Annotated in this window: 18 protein-coding genes; 9 read left to right on the top strand and 9 right to left on the bottom strand. The window is 50.9% G+C overall.

Going from position 1 to position 21,084, the window contains the following annotated elements; translation table 11 throughout:
* Positions 1-41 precede the first annotated feature (41 nt).
* The 4 genes from ACFSW8_RS06530 to ACFSW8_RS06515 form a co-directional block, all read right to left on the bottom strand.
* Entirely contained in the window at positions 42-1,799 is a 1,758-nt protein-coding gene (locus ACFSW8_RS06530) for a Trx7/PDZ domain-containing (seleno)protein (RefSeq protein WP_377177766.1), read from the bottom strand.
* On the bottom strand, positions 1,792-2,328 hold the full coding sequence (locus ACFSW8_RS06525; protein ID WP_377086656.1) for an EF-hand domain-containing protein: 537 nt from the start codon (positions 2,326-2,328) through the stop codon (positions 1,792-1,794). Before ACFSW8_RS06525 ends, ACFSW8_RS06530 begins: the two co-directional genes overlap by 8 nt.
* Before the next feature lie 46 nt (positions 2,329-2,374).
* Positions 2,375-2,626 carry a hypothetical protein gene (locus ACFSW8_RS06520; RefSeq protein WP_377086654.1) on the bottom strand — a complete coding sequence of 84 codons (252 nt, stop codon included), beginning with the start codon at positions 2,624-2,626 and terminating at the stop codon, positions 2,375-2,377.
* A 93-nt stretch (positions 2,627-2,719) separates the two neighbouring features.
* Positions 2,720-4,702 carry a TonB-dependent receptor domain-containing protein gene (locus ACFSW8_RS06515; RefSeq protein WP_377086653.1) on the bottom strand — a complete coding sequence of 661 codons (1,983 nt, stop codon included), beginning with the start codon at positions 4,700-4,702 and terminating at the stop codon, positions 2,720-2,722.
* Positions 4,703-4,985: 283 nt separating this feature from the next.
* Here ACFSW8_RS06515 and ACFSW8_RS06510 point away from each other — a divergent pair, with 283 nt between their 5' ends.
* The 3 genes from ACFSW8_RS06510 to ACFSW8_RS06500 all read left to right on the top strand — a co-directional run bounded on the left by ACFSW8_RS06510 (position 4,986) and on the right by ACFSW8_RS06500 (position 10,752).
* Positions 4,986-5,981, top strand: coding sequence for a hypothetical protein (locus ACFSW8_RS06510; RefSeq protein WP_377086650.1), 996 nt, complete (start codon positions 4,986-4,988; stop codon positions 5,979-5,981).
* 292 nt (positions 5,982-6,273) lie between these two features.
* On the top strand, positions 6,274-7,935 hold the full coding sequence (gene glgP, locus ACFSW8_RS06505) for an alpha-glucan family phosphorylase (RefSeq protein ID WP_377086649.1): 1,662 nt from the start codon (positions 6,274-6,276) through the stop codon (positions 7,933-7,935).
* Between the two features lie 141 nt (positions 7,936-8,076).
* Positions 8,077-10,752 carry an MGH1-like glycoside hydrolase domain-containing protein gene (locus tag ACFSW8_RS06500; RefSeq protein WP_377086646.1) on the top strand — a complete coding sequence of 892 codons (2,676 nt, stop codon included), beginning with the start codon at positions 8,077-8,079 and terminating at the stop codon, positions 10,750-10,752.
* 130 nt (positions 10,753-10,882) lie between these two features.
* Here the strand turns inward: ACFSW8_RS06500 and argB are convergent, their stop codons facing one another.
* The 4 genes from argB to ACFSW8_RS06480 are packed head-to-tail and all read right to left on the bottom strand — an operon-like array spanning position 10,883 to position 15,018.
* Entirely contained in the window at positions 10,883-11,767 is an 885-nt protein-coding gene (argB, locus tag ACFSW8_RS06495; protein ID WP_377086645.1) for an acetylglutamate kinase, read from the bottom strand.
* Positions 11,768-11,785: 18 nt separating this feature from the next.
* Positions 11,786-13,075, bottom strand: coding sequence for a hypothetical protein (locus ACFSW8_RS06490; RefSeq protein WP_377086643.1), 1,290 nt, complete (start codon positions 13,073-13,075; stop codon positions 11,786-11,788).
* A 6-nt stretch (positions 13,076-13,081) separates the two neighbouring features.
* Positions 13,082-14,059, bottom strand: a complete 978-nt coding sequence (locus ACFSW8_RS06485; RefSeq protein WP_377086642.1) for an aminoglycoside phosphotransferase family protein — start codon at positions 14,057-14,059, stop codon at positions 13,082-13,084.
* Positions 14,060-14,103: 44 nt separating this feature from the next.
* The gene (locus ACFSW8_RS06480; RefSeq protein WP_377086641.1) at positions 14,104-15,018 is read right to left on the bottom strand and encodes a sugar phosphate nucleotidyltransferase; all 915 of its coding nucleotides are present in this window, start codon (positions 15,016-15,018) and stop codon (positions 14,104-14,106) included.
* A 143-nt stretch (positions 15,019-15,161) separates the two neighbouring features.
* Between ACFSW8_RS06480 and ACFSW8_RS06475 the strand changes: the two genes are divergently transcribed.
* The 6 genes from ACFSW8_RS06475 (at position 15,162) to leuD (ending at position 20,099) form a co-directional block, all read left to right on the top strand.
* Positions 15,162-15,593, top strand: coding sequence for a hypothetical protein (locus tag ACFSW8_RS06475; RefSeq protein WP_377086638.1), 432 nt, complete (start codon positions 15,162-15,164; stop codon positions 15,591-15,593).
* A 297-nt stretch (positions 15,594-15,890) separates the two neighbouring features.
* A complete protein-coding gene (locus tag ACFSW8_RS06470) occupies positions 15,891-16,730 on the top strand; it encodes a hypothetical protein (RefSeq protein ID WP_377086637.1) in 840 nt (279 codons plus the stop codon).
* Between the two features lie 20 nt (positions 16,731-16,750).
* Positions 16,751-17,203, top strand: a complete 453-nt coding sequence (locus ACFSW8_RS06465) for a hypothetical protein (protein ID WP_377086636.1) — start codon at positions 16,751-16,753, stop codon at positions 17,201-17,203.
* Complete coding sequence (locus tag ACFSW8_RS06460; protein WP_377177764.1) at positions 17,200-18,405, top strand: hypothetical protein; 1,206 nt, start codon at positions 17,200-17,202, stop codon at positions 18,403-18,405. Before ACFSW8_RS06465 ends, ACFSW8_RS06460 begins: the two co-directional genes overlap by 4 nt.
* 184 nt (positions 18,406-18,589) lie before the next feature.
* On the top strand, positions 18,590-19,381 hold the full coding sequence (locus ACFSW8_RS06455) for a peptidoglycan recognition protein family protein (RefSeq protein WP_377086633.1): 792 nt from the start codon (positions 18,590-18,592) through the stop codon (positions 19,379-19,381).
* Positions 19,382-19,499: 118 nt separating this feature from the next.
* On the top strand, positions 19,500-20,099 hold the full coding sequence (gene leuD / locus ACFSW8_RS06450) for a 3-isopropylmalate dehydratase small subunit (RefSeq protein ID WP_377086632.1): 600 nt from the start codon (positions 19,500-19,502) through the stop codon (positions 20,097-20,099).
* A 93-nt stretch (positions 20,100-20,192) separates the two neighbouring features.
* Here the strand turns inward: leuD and ACFSW8_RS06445 are convergent, their stop codons facing one another.
* Entirely contained in the window at positions 20,193-20,981 is a 789-nt protein-coding gene (locus ACFSW8_RS06445; protein WP_377177762.1) for a ParA family protein, read from the bottom strand.
* Between the last annotated feature and the right edge of the window lie 103 nt (positions 20,982-21,084).

The raw sequence follows: 21,084 nt of genomic DNA, 5'->3' as shown, positions 1-21,084 counted from the left end.
AGATTTGCCCGCTTTCACTGAGGTGGAGGCGGGCATTTTTATTATTTAGCGACGGGTATGAGCGACTCGAGAATCAAGGAGATCATGAGGTTTGTTTGAGTCGCATTGGGAGGTGGGACCTTGAGTGCGAGAGCATTGGCAGCTGCGCAGGAGTCTTTATTGCAAGCTTGGGAAGAGATCCGAATTTGGGTGTCAGCCTGCGGTGTGGAGAGAAGTTTGATGGCGAAGTAGCTGGTGCCTTCGAAGCCCCAGGTGAGCCAATTAATTGATGGATTTGAGTAGTTGTGAGGTGGTGATTGGAGCCAGGGGCCTGAGGTGTTTAGTGAGTTGGGCAAGTGGATGGTGGTGGGGAGGTCTTGGTCGACGACGAATCCGCGGGTGGCGATGGCGCGAGCAGGGTTATCCATGGCGTAGGTATGCCAAGAGGGTTGATGTTTGACCTCGATGATGAGGTGTTGGTTCGCGATGCATGCTCGATAGCTAGCAGCGACTTGTTTGCCTTTAGTGATCGATTCGGGTTGCGACCAATGGACCTCTGATTGGTCAGGCGCGATGAGGTTTTCAGTGGCCTTGCGGAACGCTTTACGACCGGTGAGGAGGGGGAGAGTGAGTGTGCTTTGATCACGAATGAGGGTGAGCTGGCGTGTTTTTCCGGCGCTGTGGCAGAGTTGGATGTGTGCTTTGAGGTCGGAGGTTCTGGGATCGGAGTAGCGTCCGTCGACGGCAGTGATGATGTCACCCACTTTGAGTTGATGATTTCGGCTGAGGAAGGCTTCAAAGTCGATATGGGTGATTTTGCTGGCGAATCCCTCAGGAGGTAGCTTGAGCCTTACTTTTTCTTCAGTGGTGAGGGATTGGGCTTTGAAGTAGAGTTGAGTTTCGAGTGACCAATGGCGGAAGCTAAGGTCGGTCTTCCACCATTCATCTGGGAGTGTTAGGGTGAGGGTGTAGGATTGTTGGTTTCTATGGACAGTGAGTGTGATGGCTTCGGCGCTTCTTGGGACTTTGTTGTAATAATATTGGAGGTCACCGAAGGTGAGGACGGATTGTTGGTTGATCGCCGTGATAGTGTCACCTGGTAGTAGGCCTGCTTGCTTAGCGGCGGAGCTTGTGTTTTTGAGCAACAAGCCTTTTGGAATGTCGAGATGGAGGCCTATTGATTGAATATCTGGTGATTGGTAGAGGTCGCTGATGGGGTCGAGTGTGCCGGCGAGTTGTTTTTCTTGAGCTGTGTAGTCAGCGATGAGGTGGCACTCGGTGCAGCGGCCCGTGCTAATGACATTTTTTTTGACGAGTGGGTGGTTAGCAGGAGTGCGTCTCCTAGGTCGTGGTGGCGACGGGCGGGATCCTGCGAGGAACTTTTCATGTTCTTTCAGGCCAAGCGAGAGAGCGAGCTCTAGGCTATCGAGATTGAGGTAGGTGGTGGCTGAGGCTTCATCTCTGCCGCCGTAACGCATGTAGATATCTTCGTTGGCATTGATGATGAAGTAGTAGAGCGAGTTATGCCAGTCTCGGTCGAAATGCGCGATATCGACACCGGTCATGGTAGTGATGCGAGCTCGGACGAATTGTTTGAGAAGCTTGCCTCTATGGCTGTTGGGTTTGGTATAGAGGACTTGTGCGTCGAACTCTCGACCATTGATACATGGGGCGCAGCGGAACTCTACGATGAGTGGTTTCTTAGTGGCGCGCGCTTCAGCAAGCGCATCTTGATAGGAATAGTGCCATGAGAGAAACTCCTCAGCCCCGGAGATAGAGCTGAGAAGAGTAAGTAGTGAGAGAAGGAGGACTTTAGGCATCAGTGAGCATGCTAAGTTCTTTGATAGAGAGCCAGTAGAGGGTGGGGTAGGCATTTGAAAGCTCGATGTGAGAGTTGCCTTTCACGGCTTTGTTCCAGACAGGTTCTGCCTCTTTGTTGATAGCGAGGAACTCATCTTTAGTGATGACGGAGTCATTGTTAGTGTCGGCTTTCTTTAGGATGAGAGAGGCATGCACTAGCATGGCGCGTTCTTTAATCCCTTTGGTGGTGTGGCCTAGCATTTCGGTTAGGTCGATGAAGCCATCCTTATTTTTGTCATCTCGTTGGAAATGTCCGCGTTGGTGCCAGTCGAATCCATCTTCATCTTTTTCATCTGAGCGAGCGGGTACGGAGAGAGCGTATTCTTTTAGGGTAAGTCTTTGATCGTTATTTTGGTCGACCTTAAGTTTGTCATTGAGGAAGAAGAGGAGCTGGTTGCGAATTCCTTGACGGAGTTCGGTTTCATTTGTTTCGAGGTCACCATTGACGTCGAGAGTTTTGATAAATTTGACATCATACTGAGCGAACATTTTGATGCGTTCGGTGAGTTCGGCGCGGGAGTGGTCGTCGGCTTCTCTATCGCCGGAAATCCAGTGGTCTGGGAATGGGGGGGGCTATACCGAGTCCGAGTTGGCCCATGGATTGAGCTAGGGCGGCGTAATTGGGGGAGTCGGGGTGAGTGTTTTGTGCGAGTGCGATCGCTGCGGTGATATGTGGGACAGCATGGTCGGCAGTTTGCTTCATGAGGGCATCCACTTCTGGAGTTTTTGCGAATGCAGAGTGGAGTGAACTGGCGACGGCGAGCAGAGAAGTTAGAATAGTTTTCATCGTGAAAAAGGAAGTTTGAGCAGGCCCATGCACGAAAAAAATGAGCCTGCTCAAACCGTTGGTTATGAATAAGGGGTGTTTGAAGGATGTGGCCTAGAATACGTAGTTGGCGCTGAGTCGGACTTCACGGCCTGGGCTGGCAAGGCCAGATTCGACATAGACACTCTGGTCTTGGTAGAATTTATCGAAGAGGTTATCGATGTTGAGCTGAAGTCTGAGGCCTTTTACCTGTTGTACATCCCAGGAAGCGTAGAGGCTGTTGAGGGCGTAGCTCTCTTTGGTATATGTTCCTGGGTAGCCTAGGTATTCGGCATCGACAGCTTCGCGGTATTCGACGAAGTACCCGAGGCCAAGGCCGGTGTCTTGATGGTTGTAGTTAAGGTCTGCTAACCAGCGACGGCCGGCAACATTGATGCCATAGACTTCAACATTTTTCTGGCCGTTGATTTCTGGAGTAGCTTCAGTGACAGCGACTGAGCCAACGAACCCATTCTTACGGAAGCCGAGGCGGGCTTCATAACCTTTTGTTTCGACATCACCAGCACGGCCTGCACCTCTGGAAGCAACGGGGTTGATGTAGTCTTTGATTTCTTGTTGGAAAATGGAGCCGGATGCAAAGAAGGAGCCATTGTCATATGCGATATTTGCTTTGAGTGTATTGGCTTTTTCGCCTCCGAGGTCAGCTGGACGTGAGCCGGGGAGGAATGCTTCGCGAATGCCGACACCACGGTAGGCTTCTGAGTATCCGCCATCGAGGGTCAAGTTGTCTACAGGTCTCCATATAATGCTCCCATTAGGGCTAACTCTATCAGACTTGTAGTCTTGGCCGAAACCATCGGTGTAGTCGTAATTATCATAGCGTGCACCAAATGAGAAATCGACGGTTTCATGTACTGAGAGAATGTTCTGGTTATAGAGTCCAAAGATTTGCTCTTTTTCGTCTTGGTCAGGGTTGTACATAGCTTCTGCAGGGCCGTAGTCAGCAGTACCTTTCTTGTCTTGGTAATCGAAACCAACCGTGGAGACGAGCTTCCAGAACTTGAAGGTGTTGCGTAGGTCAAGGCCAAGAGTTGCGAGTGAAGAGTTTACATTTGTTTGCTTACGTTCGAAGTCTTGTTCGGTGAAGAAGAGGTTAGACTCTAAGTGGATGAGGTCATTATCGCTAGGCAGGTAATCATAGTTCAATGAGGCGGTGGAGCGTGTAGCCTTCATTGGTTGTAGGAGCCCAGGGGTACGCGGTGGGCGGAAGAAAGCCGTGTCGATGTTTACTCGATCATAGGAGAGAGTTTCAGTTTGGTTGTACTCGTATCCTAAATCGAGGTTATGACCATTTTGGAGTCTACCTGAGATCTTAAAGAGCCCCGCGCCGGATGTGTAGTCTGAGTTATCTACGGTATTTCCGTTTCCATCTTTGTATGCGTCACGGTCAGTGTAGGAACCACTTAGGAGGTAACCCCATTCTGGGGAGAACTTGCCAGCAATTGTTTGGCTGAGGTTGAAACCGTCACCATTGTTGAAGTAAGTACCTTTAGAGTCTGAAGCGAAGCGTTTATAACCAACATCGACTGGAGACTTACCGCTGATGTCGACACCTGAAGTGTAAGGAAGGTAGTCGAATGCGTTCTTTGTTTCAAATCGGATAGAACCTGCCAGCGCACCTGGGCCGTCGAGAGCTGAGCCGGCGCCCGGGAGGACATCAACTCTTTTTAATAGGCTTGGGTCAACGAGGGTGGAGGATTGGTGGTGAAAGAGGTTGCCTTGGCTTGCTCCATCTATGGTTACATTCATGTTAGTGGACTCAAATCCATTCACGAAGATTTGTTGGGCTTGGTTAGCACCGCCGTTGATGTTGATGTTAGGAGACTTTTTGAAGAGTGTTTTGAGATCCGCTGGGTTCTTAACCTTTATTTCTTCAGAAGAAACATTGTTACCTGAGAGAGGCTCAGTGTCTGCAGTGATAGTGGTGCGGTCGAGTGTCTCGTGCTCTAGATTTTTTTGGTAGTCTTGCGCGAGCGTAACTCCGCTGATCGTCAGAGTTAAGCCGGCGATTGAACACGCTTGTGTCGTAATTTTCATGGCCGCGCAGGCTATGTCGGCCAGGTGTGATACTGCTAACGTTAGAATGATTTATCTTAGCGCTGGGATGTCATGAGGGTGGGGTGTGCTGGTGGGGAGCGCTGGGGATATGTGTGCTAGGGCGTGACTCTAGCAGGTTGCGATTTAAATGCTGTATTTAGGATATCGTTGAGTGTGTGGGATGAGTGGGAGGTTACTTTTTTCTTTATGGGAGACAAAGTGTGGGTAGTGTGTTCGCTTAGTGCATATCGCGTAAGCGTTGAACATTAATAGACCTACCTCAATGAAACCTACATATCTCCTATTTGGTGCGGCCATTGCAGTCAGCTTTGGCGCAGGCTGGATACTGAATAATTCTGATTCTGAGTCCGGTGGTGGCTCGGAGAAAACGGCGCAGGGTAAGCAGCAAAATGCTGGGCCTGCCGAGTTGGCTGCGACCGGGACAAGTGGAAAGCCGGCGAGCCCGCGCAAGTCTGTGAGTCCATCCAACTCCGTTAGTAAGGATGAGGAGGTGAAGCCTGAGGGGGAGACGCGGGACGCTGAGCGCCAGAAGCGGCGTGAAGAGTGGCGTAAGCAGATGAGCAGCCGGATGGTCGACAGGCAGCAAAAGCAATTTGATGCGAAGATTGCCAACTTGGTAGAAAAGTTAGGACTTACCCCTCAGCAGGAAGAGCAGTTGCGTGCGCATTATGCTAAGAAGATTGAGGCGTATGAAGAAATGATGGCGGGTGGTTTTGAAGGGATGCGCAGCATGGATGGGATGGAGAAAATGGCAGCGATCATGGGCGATGGAGACCTTACCGCTGCGATGGAAGAAATTCTAACGGACGAGCAATTGGGTGATTTTGAAGCGCTCAAGACGAGTGAAAGGAAGAATGATATCGAATCGAGCGCGATGAAGTCGATGGCGAGTTTACAGGGGGTGGTGACTTTAGACGACACGCAAAAAGATGCGGTGTATGACATTCTCTATGCGGAAGCGGAGAGCAATGTGGATAAGAACTCGCCGGTGTCTTCTATGATGTCGGCATTTACAGGAGGAATGATGATGAACATTGATACTTCAATGGTGGAGCAGCGGATGGCCATAGAAGCGGATGAGTCACTTGATGCTGAGCAAAAGAAGGCGAAGGTGGAAGAGATGCAGCAAGCTAACATTGACGCAAAGGTGCAGAGGTTTGACGGCATTCTTACTGAGACGCAGCAGAGCCAATACAGGCAGAGTTTGGAAAGTCAGACCCGCTGGATGCGTGGCTGGGGTGGGCGAGGCAGAAGGTAGAGATTCATCCTTGTGTGTGTCGTGAAATCTTTATCTGTTAGTGCTGTATTCGCTTTCGCATTTCTGGGGCAACTACTGGCACTATTCTAAGATTTGAAGTGTCTCTGTTAATAAGGATAAGTCCTTGGAGAAACTTTCTGAGGATGTCTATTTCTCGACGGTAATGCGCAACAAACGTGTAAAGTCAGCGAGGTGAGGAAGCTGACAGGACTGTCACTGGTGTGGGGTTTGCTCGTATGATTTCTTTGATAGTGGTGTAGTTAGAAGAATAACCATCATTCGTATGTCATCTATGAGTTTTTTACCTACGCCCTACCAACACACTTATGAAGTAGCTCAAGGGTACCAGAAGAGTGTCGTTTATTTTTCGATGGAGTTTGCCATCGACCAGGCTTTAAAAACCTATTCTGGAGGTTTGGGGTTCTTGGCTGGTTCTCATATGCGTAGTGCTTGTGAGCTGGGGCAAAACATGTTGGGTATTGGGATTCTGTGGACATACGGGTATTATGATCAGGCGCGCGATGAGAACAGGGAAATGGCGGTGGCGCACCGCCAGAAAATGTATCACTTTCTAAAAGATACGGGGTTGGTGTATTCGATCCAAGTGCATGGAGCTGAGGTTTGGGTGAAGGCGCTGTATTTGCCGGGGGAGGTCTTTGGGACGGCTCCAATGTTTTTTCTTACGACTGATATTGCTGAGAACGACCACTTGTCTCGGACGATCTCACATTCGCTCTATGCATCGGATAAGCTGACGCGCATTTCGCAGAATATATTATTAGGGGTGGGTGGGGCTAAGTTGTTAGAAGTGTTAAATGTTGTTCCTGAGGTGTGGCATTTAAATGAGGCGCATGGTTTAGCAGCGTGTTTTTACGAGGCAAAGAAGTGGGGGCTGGACTGGGTGGGGGAGCGGTTTGTGTTTACGACGCACACGCCTGAGGAAGCTGGGAATGAGAAATCGAGTTTTCAGACCTTACGGCAGTTTGGGTATTTTTCAGGATTAAGCGACGATGTGTTAGGTCGGGTGACAGATTTGGAGGACGACACCTTCAACCATAGTTTAGTGGCCTTGAGGGTGTGTCGGATAGCGAATGGGGTATCGAAGTTACATGGTGAGGTAGCGCGCAGGATGTGGAGTGGGTATGAGGGGCTGTGTCCTATCATCCACATCACGAATGCTCAGAATAAGAAGTTTTGGGAGGATCGTGCTTTAGCTGTCTGTGCAGAGGAGGGCGACATTGGAGGCTTGGGGAGAAGAAAGCGGCAGCTTAAGGAAAAGTTAGTGAAGGAAGTGGCTAACCAGACTGGTCGAATATTTGACCCAGATATTTTGACGATTGTGTGGGCGAGGCGCTTTGCGGGGTACAAGCGGCCGGATTTACTTCTCAGGGACATGGCAAAGTTTGAGGCGATGTTAGCCAACAGCCAATATCCTGTGCAGTTGGTGTGGGCGGGCAAGCCATACCCAGAAGATTATGCAGCAGTGGATACTTTCAATCGTCTTGTTCGGCTATCACGAAGCCATTCTAATGTGGCTGTGTTAGTAGGCTATGAACTCGCTTTGTCTAGGCTTCTAAAGGGTGGTGCAGACATTTGGCTTAACACTCCAGTCGTGACACGCGAGGCATCAGGGACATCGGGGATGACGGCTGCGATGAACGGTGCTATTAATCTTTCGACTCAGGACGGTTGGATTTGTGAGTTTGCTCGCGGAGGTGAGAATGCATTTCTCATTCCTACTGCGGATCTGGGATTGAGGGACACGGAGCGTGATGACAGGGACTGTGAGGGCTTTTATGAGTTGATGCAGCATGTTGTCTTGCCAAGCTATTATGACGCGCCAGAGAGTTGGATGCGCATGGTGGTTCAGAGCATGGAGGATGTGACTCCGGAGTTTGGATCTAACCGGATGGCGGAGGAATATTATCAGAAGCTTTACAATGTGAGTAAGTGACTGGTGAGTAATGGTTTGATGAATGGTATTCACAGCTTTGAGTGGGGGCATTCATCCAAGCTTGAGCTGGAGGAGTGAACTCCCAGTTGTAACACAGTTTAGGTTCACAAAGGAGGGGGGCTGTGCTAGCTTGCCGAGGCAATGATCACGGAGCGCGAAAAGAATACCCCCGAACGCCAGAGGCTCGCTGAGGAGGCGGCATTTGAGAAGAACTGGAAGAGGTGGGGGCCGTATTTGGCTGAGAGGCAATGGGGGACAGTACGCGAGGATTACTCAGAGACGGGGGACGCATGGAACTATTTCACGCACGATCAGGCGAGGCGGAGGGCCTACCGTTGGGGAGAAGATGGTTTGCTAGGTTGGTGTGATAGGAAGTCGCGGATAAATTTTGCACCTGTTTTATGGAATGGGAAGGATCCGATTTTAAAAGAACGCCTCTTTGGTGTGAGTGGGACGCAGGGGAACCATGGTGAGGATGTTAAGGAATGTTATTATTACCTGAATAGTACGCCGACGCATTCATACACGCGCGCACTATATAAGTATCCGATAGCTGAGTATCCGTATTCTGACTTGGTGCATACAAATCAGCACCGCGGTCCAGAGGAGCCTGAGTATGGGATTGAGGACACGGGTGTGTTTGAGGGTGGGGAGTATTGGGATGTGGAGACAACTGTGGCGAAGGCCGGACCGAGCGACTTATGTTGGAGGTTGAAGCTAACTAATCAGAGTTCTGAAGCACAGACTATCCATGTTTTACCTAGCGTTTGGATGCGGAACTCGTGGTCATGGGGGCAGGATCATTTTGAGTCAGAATGGCAGCGGCCGGAGATTCGGCTCGAGGGTGATAGGCTTGTGTTAGAGCACTGTGACATGGGTGTTTTTCATTTTTACATCGATGAAGACCCAGAGGTGCCAGTGGAATGGTTATTTACGGAGAATGACTCAAACTTGAAGTCCCTATTTGGGCAGGAGAATCCCGGACCGTATTTGAAGGATGCGTTTCACGAGTATTTGATTAACGTGCGCAAGGATGCTGTGAATCCTGAAATGCGAGGCACGAAAGCGGCGGCGTGGATGAAGGTGACGGTGCCCGCGGGGAAGAGCTATGAGGTGCGTTGTCGCTTGATTGCTGAGGAAGATGACCAGGGGCAGGGCTTCAGTGATTTTGATGGGGTTGTTGAGGCTCGTGAGAGGGAAGAGGCGGAGTTTTATGACTGTATGTTACCGCAGGGCTTGAGTGAAGAAGAGCGCCGGGTAGCAGTACAGGGCTATGCCGGGTTGTTGTGGTCTAAGCAGTTCTATTACTATGTGGTGAAGAACTGGCTCTACGGCGATAATGGTTGGGAGAATGCCTCTGAGTTACGGGTGAGTGGGCGCAACAAGGACTGGCGTCATATGTTTGCCCGCGATGTTTTATCGATGCCTGATAAGTGGGAGTATCCGTGGTTTGCATGTTGGGATTCGGCATTCCACATGGTTGCATTTGCAAGGCTCGACCCAGACTTTGCGAAGAAGCAATTGTTGTTATTTTTACGTGAGTGGTATCTTCACCCTAACGGGCAGATTCCAGCATACGAATGGAGTTTTTCGGATGTGAACCCTCCGGTGCATGCTTGGGCGGTTTGGCAAGTTTATCAGATTCTCGAGCGCAACGGGATTGAAGATCTGGAGTGGTTAGAGAAAGCCGTTCAGAAGTTGTGTCTGAATTTCACTTGGTGGGTGAACAGAAAGGACCACGATGGGAATCATTTGTTCTCGGGAGGATTCCTTGGATTGGATAACATTGGTGTTTTTGATAGATCTCAGGACCTTGGAGATGGTGCGCGCTTGCTGCAGGCGGATGGAACTGCTTGGATGGGAGGCTTTTGCTCACAAATGTTAGAGATGTGTCTGAAATTAGCTGAGACTCGGCCAGCATATGAGGATATGGCCTCGAAGTTTTTCGAGCATTTTGTGCGGATTGCGCGTGCGATGAATGAAGAATTTGGTCGTGGTTTATGGTGTGAGGACGATGGATTTTATTACGACCATCTGGTGTTAAAGAATGGGCAGAAAATTCCGCTAAAAGTGCGCTCGATGGTTGGCTTGCTGACGATGATGGGGGTGGCAGAGATTGACATGAAGAAGGTCGAGCACATGCCTGGATTTAAGAAGCGGCTTGATTGGTTTATTGAGAACCGACCGGATTTGGCTGAGTACACGACGTATCGTGACGAGCAACGTGATGATAAGGAATCGCGTTTGTTGATGCTGCCACTGCGCGAGCGATTTGAGAAGATATTGGTTAGGATGTTAGACGAAGAAGAATTTTTATCTGACTTTGGATTGCGTTCATTATCGAAGGACCATAGCGAGCATCCATACAGCATTGTGTGGAAGGGTGAGAACCACAAGGTGAGCTATGTACCTGGCGAGTCGGATGGATATATGTTTGGTGGCAATTCTAACTGGCGAGGGCCGATATGGTTTCCGGTGAATTATATCATCATTGCTTCTTTGAGGAAGTATCAGCATTTTTATGGCAACAATTTCCAAGTGGAATTTCCCACGGGCTCGGGTGAGAAGCTGAGTTTAGGCCAAGTGGCGGATCGGATCAGCGATCGACTTGTGAGCATGTTCTTGCCTAACGACTGTGGGTGTCGTCCGGCCCTGAGTGCACTGAAGCATTATTGTCAGGGGCAGGAGTGGGAGGATCTCGTATTGTTTTACGAGTATTTCAACGGGGACACGGGTCAAGGGCTGGGGGCGAGTCACCAGACTGGCTGGACGGCATTGGTGGTGACCTTGATGCGCGACCGGATACGTGGCTACTAGTTGGGAGAGGAGGGGCAGTAGGTTCTGCCCCCGGATATGCATCAGAGGGTGTTTACTCTGGCTGAGTGAGGAGCTTCGCTGAGCCCCTCATCATGGGAGCTTTGGGCGCCTAGAGCATCGAGGGGTGCGCTTAATTGGCATTGGTGACTTCGGTGCCGATTCCTGACTTGGTAAAGATTTCGAGGAGGAGCGAGTGGGCTTGGCGGCCATCGATGAAGTGTACTTTATTGACGCCGTTGTTGAGGGCGTCGAGGGCGGAATTAATTTTAGGAATCATACCGCCTGAGATGGTGCCATCTTCCATGAGGGAGGCAGCTTGAGCTGGATTGATTGAGGGGATCAGAGTGTCTGGCTGTGCGGGGTCGCGCATGAGGCCTGGGACATCTGAGAGGTAGATGAGTTTGGCGGCGCGCAAGTCTTTGGCGAGGGCAGCCGCGGCGAGGTCGGCATTGACATTGAGTGGTTTGCCGGTGCCGAGTTCGGAAGCGAGTGGGGAGATGACAGGGACGATGTTGGCATTGAGGGCCTCCTGCATTTTTTCTTTTTGGGAGCCGACGACTTGGCCGACGCGGCCGATATCGACGCGTTCACCTTGGTCGTTGGTGCTTTTGATGCGTTCGCCGATGAAGACGTCGGTGCCGGGAACTCCAACGGCTTTTCCACCGAACTCTCTGAGCATTTCGACGAGACTTGGGTTGAGAGTATCGCTGAGGGTTTTTTCGACGATTTCGATGGCTTCTGGGGTGGTGACGCGGAAGCCACCGATGAATTTAGCTTCGAGTCCGGCCTCCTGCATGGCGGCAGAGATGGCTTTTCCACCGCCGTGGACGATGACGGGGTTGACGCCTACGACTTCGAGGAAGACGATGTCGCGCATGACTTTTTTAACGAGCTCTGGGTCCTCCATTGCGGAGCCGCCCATTTTGATGAGGAAGGTCTGTCCACGGAAGGCTTGAAGGTAGGGGAGTGCTTCAATGAGGGTAGCGGCTTTTGCGGTGTAGGCTTCGATGGACATGGTAAGGTAGATGGAAAATTAGTGCTCCTCGCTGAGGAGGCTGCGGCGGGCAGGTTTAGCGAGAATGGTGGTGAGTGTCCAGCCACTTAGCAAGGTGAGCAGGTAGACTGAGACGGGACTCCAGTAGTGGAAGATATGGTAGACTGAGAGGAAGGTGAGGCCAATACCGATAAGGCTGATGAGGAAGGCGGTATTGCGGCGCATGGAACGATAGGCGAGAAACCAGGCGCAGAGGAAGGCAACATCGGCGATGAGGATGCATTCCAGCCAGAGAGGGATGCGTTTGAGGGTCATGGGGGCTGAGACGCGGGGGGTGAAAGCGAGTTGGGAGAGTTTGAAGTAGGGGGAGTCGATGGCTTCGAACTGGGAGCTACGCTGGCCGTTGGCTGTAAGGATGGCAGATTTTTGGGTGGCACCGATGATGCTGGATTGGCCACTGAGGGCTGAGGTGATGGTACGGGGGGCGGGTTTGGCGGTAAAGCTGAGGTCTGGTTGGTAATGGCCGAAGCTATTGATTGGGATAATATTGCCGGTATTTCCGAGTCGAATGTAGGAGCCGAGTACGACTTGGACATCCTCAGGGGTGGCTTTGTATTGCTGCATGAGAGCGAGCAGAAGCGAGGAGAATACGAGGCGGTCATCCCAGCGGGCGAGCAGAGGAACCGTGCTGGTGGCATTTTCAGATTCTAGGGTGCTGAAGCCAGCATAGGTGTTTTGGGGAAAGCGCAGGTTGGGCTCTAGGCTGAAACTATTGACGCGGGGAAGCAGTTCGCTATCCCCGTCGATGCCTGAGAGTGGGAGTGAGCTTCGCAAGAAGGCTGGAGTGATGGGGGTGCCTGCGAGCTGGCGTCGGAGAGGCGTGGTGACGACGACGGAGTCGAAGCCTTGCATGGCAGTAGCAAGGGTGTTGTTTTCTGCGGGCTCTTTATTGGGCCAATGGAGGTGGGTTGAGATGAAGATTTGTTTCACCCCTTGGTCTCGCAGGTTATTGAGAGTGATGGCTAGGTCTGCAGGGTGGTAGAGTCCGAAGGCGTTAATTTGCTCTGGGTCGTCATCGATCTCGCAGATGACGAAGTCGAGAGCAGTGTGCGCTGGTGGGGTGACTTCACGGATGACGCGTTCACGAGAATCTGGTGGGAGCTTGTCTTCGATCTTGGCCCCGACGCGGAAGGATTCATTTTTGACAGGCGAGAGGAAATTCTCGGCCCATTTGAGGTGCCCTTTGGGCTGCCAGACCATCAAGCCGACCATTCCCATCGCCATGGCGATGAGAAAGATGAGGGCTTGAATGGTTCGGACGCGCGGCACGATGATTTATGAGAATGCGTACTTTGCTTGTGCGACATCGAGGACGGGCTGGATGGCTTCCTCAATGTCCATGCCTTGGATGACCTCGCTGAGGAGGCGGCAGGCGGCGGGGATGTGTTGCTCGAACCATTCTTCGCCTTTATTGGAGACGAGGTAACCGTAGGCGCCGAGGGCCTGCATGAGTCGCTGAGCGGCGCAGCGCTTGAGGATGTCATCGATTGGGCGTTCCTCACTGATGTCTTCCCAGAGGTCGAGAAGTTTTTCTCGTTCTTCGGCGCTGTGTTCCATGTAGGGGTCGAAGAGGAGTGAGGCGAGGTCGTACTCTTGGCGGCCACGGCGCATCCCTTGGAAGTCGATGAGGAAGGCTTTGTCGTCCTTGACGATGATATTTTGGGACTGGAAGTCGCGGTGGACGAGATTTCGTGCTGAGGCGCCCAGCGATTCGGTCATTTTTTTCAATGCCGGGTGGGTGCGGAGTTTTTCGGTTTCACCGCTACTCATACCGAGGTGGATTTCGGCGAAGTTATCGAAGAAGTAATCTTGTTCCCATTGGTAGAGTTCAGGGTCGAAGGGGGGTTGGAAGTCGAGATCTTTTGGAGCGCGGGTGTAGAAGAGCTTATCGAGTTGGGCGAGGGCGGAGCGATAGATGGGTTCGCGGACGTCCCACGGTTGATCTTTAAGCGACAGGAGGTCGACCTCACCGAGGTCCTCGATCAGAGCACAGCGACGGCCGGTGTTGTCGTAGAGGACCTCTGGGACGTTTAGCTTGGCTTTTTTGAGAAACTTCGAGACGGGAAGGTAGTTGGCATTATCTGCACGTTCGAGGGTGTAGTAGATGCCGATGTAGGTCGGGTGGCCCTCGGGTTTGATTCGCACGATGGTACGGCCGGAGCCGCCTTTGACGATGGGTTCGATGATCACCGAATGGGTGGGTTCTAACTCAAGGTGAGTGCGCGTGGCTGTGAGTAGGGTATCGGTAGGCATGGTTAGGTGTGTTTGCTAGGAAAGGGGTTGGAGAGAATGTGCTTCTAGAGGTCGGTGTTTTGGTGTGTTCCCTGGGCGGACTGACGTACGATGCAGCCATCTAAGTTGGCATTTTCGTGGACTGTAGCGCCTGGCCACACAATGGTGTTGCTGAGTTTTGCGCCTTTTTCAATCACACAATGCGGGCCAATAAAACAGGAATCTCTATCAATTTGTGCTTCAGGGGCAATACTGGCAGAGGGCGAGATCGGTTCTACCGTGTGAGTGAGTGCGGCAGTTTTGTGGGCTGCGAGGTATTCTTCGCGGGTTCCAAGGTCTTTCCAAGTGGCCCCGTCGGCAAGGTAGGCACCGAGTTTGCCCTGTCGGATGAGTTCTAAGAAGGCGGGTACGATGGAGATTTTTTCACCGGCTGGGATGTACTGGAGGATTGAGGGCTCAATGATGTAGATTCCAGAAAATTGGTGGGTGCCAGGGTGGATGCCGAGGCTGTGGCGCATGTCAGTAATCTGGGAGCCTTCGAGAGCGACGTTGCAATTGGGGCCCTCTGAAAAGACGGCGAGGGTGGCGATGTTATCAGCGGATTGGTGTGCTTGAATGAGGCCTTTTAGGTCGATGTCGGTGAGGATATCGCCGTTGTAGACAAGGATGGGGTCAGAGCCTATCCAGGGTTCGATGTTCTTTATGCCTCCTCCGGTTTCTAACAATACGGGTTCATGAAAGAACTCGAGGGTGAGGTTTTCAAATTTTTTTTGAGGGAACTGTTGAGGCCAGGTGTGAGCGAGGTGGTGGGTATTGATGGCACAATGTTTGATGCCGGCGTGTTGGCAATGGCGCAGTGCTTGGTGGATGAGTGGCTCGTGAAGGTATGGAACTAGGGGTTTAGGGAGGTTTTCAGTTAGGGGGCGCAGGCGTGTGCCGAGGCCGGCGCCGAGGATGAAGGCTTTTGGGATGTCACTCACGATGGGCGGGAGTGTGGCGTGCAGAAGTGGGTTTGTGAAGGCTGGATCTGCAGGAATACCGCAGAGGGCGGGGGGGATTTTTTAGGTGGTACAGTCATAGCGAGCTTGCCATCGATCTGACATGCGCTAGTGAGGATCTCTATATGAAGCAAGATGCACTATGGATGCGGCTGAGGGAGGTCGACTGGGGGGGCTATGAGGTGAACTCTGGTAGGGCTGATAAGTTGCCTAAACTGATGCAGGATTTGGCGTCGCGAAAGGTGACGCGTTCGATGCGGGCGAGTCAGGAGCTATGGCGCTTACTTTGTAGTGGGCAGTTGGCAACTGCTGCAGAGCCTGCGATTCCTTTTCTCGTAGAGATCTTTCGTATCAGTAGTGTGGAGATACAGGAGGAGATTCTCGATATTCTCAAGAGTTGTGCGATCAAGCTGGGGAATACGGAGCTTGGCAATGCCTCTGGTATTCACAGCGCGCTCCAGCATGCTCAGGAGCATTTAGCTTCAGATGTTTCGAAGAGTCAGGAGGCGACCTTGAGGGAGCGTTATGCTGCTTTTACCGCGGCTCTGGATATGTAAGTCGCGCCGTTGACTGGTTGACTCTTTGGTTGGTGAAATAGGTGAGCTAGCAAAGGGATGTTTTTTCTACGCTTGTTTAAACTATTGGTATAACTAAATTATTTTTTTAAGATATATTGACCCTCAAACCCTTGTAGTTTGGTTGATTTGTAAAAAACTATCAAAAGAGCCTTGAGTTTAAATGGATGTTTGACCTACGATAACAAGTGAACCAAGTTTGTGGATTTCTGCTAGAGATGGTTCTAGCGGAAGTGGCTTGGTACATCCCCCTAACCCCCCCAATAACCCCCCAAAAAAATGAAAACTCTTGTTGCTCTTGCAGCTACTGCTGCATTGTTAGCTGTGGATTCGCGTGCGGATTTGGTGTTCTCCGCTCCAGGAATGACTTCTGAAGATAGCTTTACGACTACTGAAGGTAGTAAGACCATCACTCTTAAGGATTCCGAAACTGGTCAGGATATCGACTATTGGAAGTATGTGATCACAGGTTTTGAATGGGCTTTGGCCGCAGGTACTCCGCTGGAAGGCATAGTACGCAATGGTGGACATTTAGCGCATTACGATGGCTCAGATTTACTGGGACAATCTAGCATTAAGGTGAGTGTGAATGGACAGGAAGTGGTGCTTGCATCACACAACGTTTACTTAGATGCAGATAATGTGAGTGATTACACAGGCACGATCTCAGTAGTGTTGGAAACACCGATTGAAGTGGATGGTCCAGTGTCTTTGACGTTTACTTTAGGTGAGGAGACAAACATGACTGGTGACACCAATAGCTTCATCAAGCTCAATGGTTATGGGCTGAAGACTGCACCTGAAGTAGTGGGCTATGTGCTGGCAACAAGTTCGGTTGCAGATACCACAAAGCAATGTGACTTCTCGTTCATGATGAAGCGTCTTGTCGTGGAAGATGAGGCCGTGGAGTTCACAGTGGTTGCTACGGAGCAAGCGACAACCTCACTCGACTCAGGTCACGGTAACAATGAGTCTGACGCAGACGGCATGCGTTACGACGATGATAACAAGGGTGCAGCCTTAACGAAGTGGAATGAGAAGAAGAAGCTTTCGGACGCTTCCTATGAGGATGGTACCACTGGCATAGATACTACAGAAGGTAACAAGGGTCGTAATTAAGTTTAGTTGAAAGATCAGCTATGAAAATGATGAAGAACTCGTTGTTGCGCGTGGTTTGCATGCTGGCTGTCATTCCTCTCGTGACGAGTGTTGATGCAGTTGCTGAAACCAAGGGGAGAACTCTCAATCTAAAGATCAAATCGATCATGGATGTGATGGGAGACAGGGGGAATTTCACCTATATTCCCAAGAGGAGTGTTCTGCACGTGCCAAAGGGCTTAGAAGCGAAGTTTCTCCCAGAAAAAGACCGGACTTATTTAAGGTTTGGAGATTTCTACAAGAAGAATCAGGTGTGGATAATGAAGGTAGAAGTCTCACAATCTGAGATGGAGGGGGATGCACCTTTGTGCGAGGAGCGCCTCGAGAGATTGAAGAAGACAGGTAAGGTGGTGATTGCGGTGCGGAATGGCCAGCCGACATCAATAGTACGTAAAAAACAAATGAACTTAACTGAGGTGAGAATAGAAAAATGAAAAAACTAGTGAGCATTCTATCCACGTTGTGTGCCACGTCGTTGTTACCGACGGCAGAGGCCCAAGTGAACTACAATGGAGATTTAATTCTGGAAGTGCGGTTAGCTGACATGGCAGCTAATCCGAATCCGACTGATCTCATCGAGGGCTGGTCAGCATTTATTCATGAGGTAGCGAGCAACGATCCGAATTCACTAGAAATTTCGGGTGTGGGAACCTCAAACTATGCTGTAGGATCTGGCTTATGGTTTGGGTTGTTTGCGATGAATAACGATGGCACTGGGCATGATTTGGTAGCCTCGACAGTGGTCGGAGCTAAACCGACAGCCGAAATCACCTTTACAAGCAAGGATACGAATTCGGACCCGGCAAACCCAAGAACCCGGGCTGACGTCCCCTTCGGAGTGTCAGTGAAGGTGGTTAATTTAAGTGATGATGCATTACTCAGTAATCTTGAGAATGGAGAGACCTTTGCCCCCTCAACTAAAGTGATGAAGCTCTCATTAGTGACCAAGGACGAAAGTGGCGCAGCTATGGATAATGGAGTTGCGGATTATTTGTCTACTGAGTCTGCAGAATTTAACTTAACGCAAGTAGTGTCCAGTACGGATACCTCAGTCACGCACTCGGCTGATGAGATTTTCACGCATTTGACGAGTCCGGAGGGCACGCGTGGGATTCGGGGGACTGAGACCATTGATACCTATGTGATGGTCAATGAGGATGAGGCAAATCCGGATTGGTTGATTCGCAACTCAGCGTCCATCCGCATATTACCAACAGCCTACGCTTCGGATTTTGACTATGATGGGGCTGAAAAGGTGTTAAAAGACGGAGATGTGCTGGATGCGACTCCTTCTCAGATTTCAGTATGGGGTTACCAGCTCTATCCTGGAAGCAAGACAAAGGTGACCATCTATCGAGATGCTGGAGGTGTTGCTCAGTTGATCTATGAATCTGATGAGCACGTTGTGGACGTTGATGATGTGCAGAACCAAAGGTTTGTCTTGGGTAAGGAACTCTATGAATCGGCAATGGATCAAGACGGTGTGAACTACACCGTTATATTAGAGACCACGACAGTATTAGATTATGATGAAACTCTTGGTGCGAGTACTTGGATCGAGCTTAATCGGGTGAGCTTTTCGTTGGATCGCGAGGTGCTTGTCAACGGGATCATGGTAACAGGTGAGAACAACTAACAGATTTCTGTATGCAGAGAGGCTGGCCTCAAAGAGCTGATAATATCGACGGGGACGATGCCAGAGGTGGTGATCCTAAAATCCACCAGAAATTGTGAGGCAAGTCATCAAATAGGTGGCGAGGTGAGGATTTTTTGAAACTCACCTCGCCATTATTGTGTAGATATGGTAATAGTCTAACGTCATGCGCGGTCTTCTCATCTTTCTCCCACTCAGTATTTTAGGGCTCTGTGCAGCCATTTTATCTTGTTCACCTTCTTCGCCGCCGGTGGTAATGGTCAAACCTGTTTCAGGAGACCCGGCATTGGGTTCGACAGCCACTTATATCAGTGGGGGGGATTACAAGCCAGTGATGGAGAGACCGCGAAAGCGCCCGGGTGATTTGTTAGGTGAGGTCAATTTACATAAGGATTATATCCCACGGGGGGTGCATGCGAGGAAGTACAAGCGTTCGATGCGTCCGCGTTACATCACGATTCACAGCACCCAGAATTTTTCATCAGGGGCAGATGCCTACCGGCATTCATTGGCTCTAAAGAATGGGAAGTTGAGGGCGTATAAGCGCAAGGGTGGGAACCGGATCGGTTATTTGGTATGGCATTTTACGGTAGACCAGAGTGTGGCTGTACAGCATTTACCGACGAACGAGCAGGGTGAGCACGCTGATTTTGACGGGCCAGGGAATCGTTATTCGATCGGTATTGAGATGTGTGAAAACCGCGGCAATAGCCGCTCCAGAACGATTGAGCGTACCGCGAAGTTGACAGCCTATTTGATGCACCAGCACAATATTCCGCTGAAGAACGTGGTGCCACATTACCATTGGCCTCGTAAGGGATTGTCAAAGCCCCACAAGAATTGCCCACATTATCTCTTGGATAACGGGAAACCTGGTGCGAAGTGGCGTTGGTTTCAGGGACGTGTGAAGCATTATCACGATCAGATCACCTCATCGCCTCGCTATGCGAAGCTCTAGTTAGGAGAAAGTCCTGCGGTGACGCTATTTATTCCTGAGTGATTGTGGAATGGTAAAGGTATAGGCCAATATGTGGGCTTGATTTTATGGGGGAATTGGCGAATGGTCTCGCCTCGTTATGGCAATTGAAAAGATCAAGCAAGTAGTGGGCAAGGCGGTGCCGGTGCCTGGAGCAGATGTGGATACTGACCGCATTATTCCTGCACGCTTCCTCAAGTGTGTGACTTTTGATGATCTTGCAGAGGGGATGTTTTACGATGAGCGATTTGAGCAAGACGGCTCAAGCAAAGGGCACCCGATCGACGCTGAAAAGTACAAGGGAGCTTCCGTGATGGTGGTCGGACCGAACTTTGGTTGTGGATCCTCTCGTGAGCACGCACCGCAGTCGATACGTCGATTTGGTTTTAGAGCTATTGTGGGGGTATCGTTTGCAGAGATTTTCTTTGGCAATTCAGTAAACTTGGGTATGCCTTGTGTTTCACTAAGCCTTGAAGACAACGAGAAGTTGATGCAGTTGGTTGAGCAGGCGCCAGATCAAGAGGTGGCTGTGGATTTAGAGGCGAAGACTGTGCGATTTGGTGAAGAGGTTTTTGTGATGGATATGCCAGATGGCGCACGCGAAGCTTTAGTGAATGGCAAGTGGGACACGATTGGTGAGCTTGCTGACAATGGAGAAGCGATTGCCCAGACTGCGGCTTCCTTGCCTTACGTTAAGTAAGAGTGCTCTCATTTAACTGCACCTCGCATTCTGACAGGGTGCGAGGTGTTTTATTGTGGCGACTGGCCTGTTTCAGGCAGGTAGGAGATACCATTAGGCAATTGGGCCGCCTACGTTGGAATGGCGGATGAGGAACTCTTGGGCAGCTGAGCGATAGGCTTGGGCTCCGATGCCGCTGGAGTCGTGTTCGAAAATGGTTTTGCCATGTGAGGGGGCCTCCCCGATGCGGATGGTGCGGGGGATGACGCTTTGGTAGAGTTGGTCGGGGAAGTAGTTTGAGACTTCTTCGACGACTTGGCGCGAGAGGTTGGTTCGGCCGTCGAACATGGTCATGAGGATGCCTTCGAGTTTGAGTTTCGGGGCGGCACCAGATTCACGGATTTGTTCGATGACATGGACAATTTTAGCGAGGCCTTCGAGGCCGAACCATTCGCATTGGAGGGGGATGATGACTTCATCGGCTGCGGCGAGGGAGGTCGTCATGAGGACACCCAATGAGGGCGGGGTATCGAGAATACAGTAGTCGTATTTCTTGCCGCGTTTGAGGTTGGTGAGCAGCTTGCGCAGTCTGGTGAGGTGGTCATCACTGCGAGCGAGTTCGATTTCCACACCAGCGAGGTCCATACCGGATGGGACCAGTGAGAGGTTTTCGATGCGTGTGGGGATGACTTTTTCTTGGATTTTAGCCTCACCGATCAGTGGATAATACATGGAGCCTTCGCTGTCGGGTTCAACACCGAGGCCTGAAGTCGCATTGGCTTGAGGGTCGAGGTCGAGCAGGAGGACGCGCTGGCCGAGTTCTGCGAGAGCAGCAGAGAGTGATATGGCAGTGGTGGTTTTACCGACTCCTCCTTTTTGGTTGGCGATGGCGACTACGTTCATGTGCGTTTGAATACGGTGACTGGCGGGAATTTCTACGAGATGTGGCGAATATGGTGCGCTTAACGTTGCAGGTCGGGCTGAGACTTGCATAAAAGGGGGCGGA

The organism is Rubritalea tangerina (assembly GCF_042683245.1).
Taxonomy (GTDB): Bacteria; Verrucomicrobiota; Verrucomicrobiia; order Verrucomicrobiales; family Akkermansiaceae; genus Rubritalea; species Rubritalea tangerina.
Note: the sequence above shows the minus strand (reverse complement) of the source record. Positions and strands in the feature narration are given on the sequence as shown.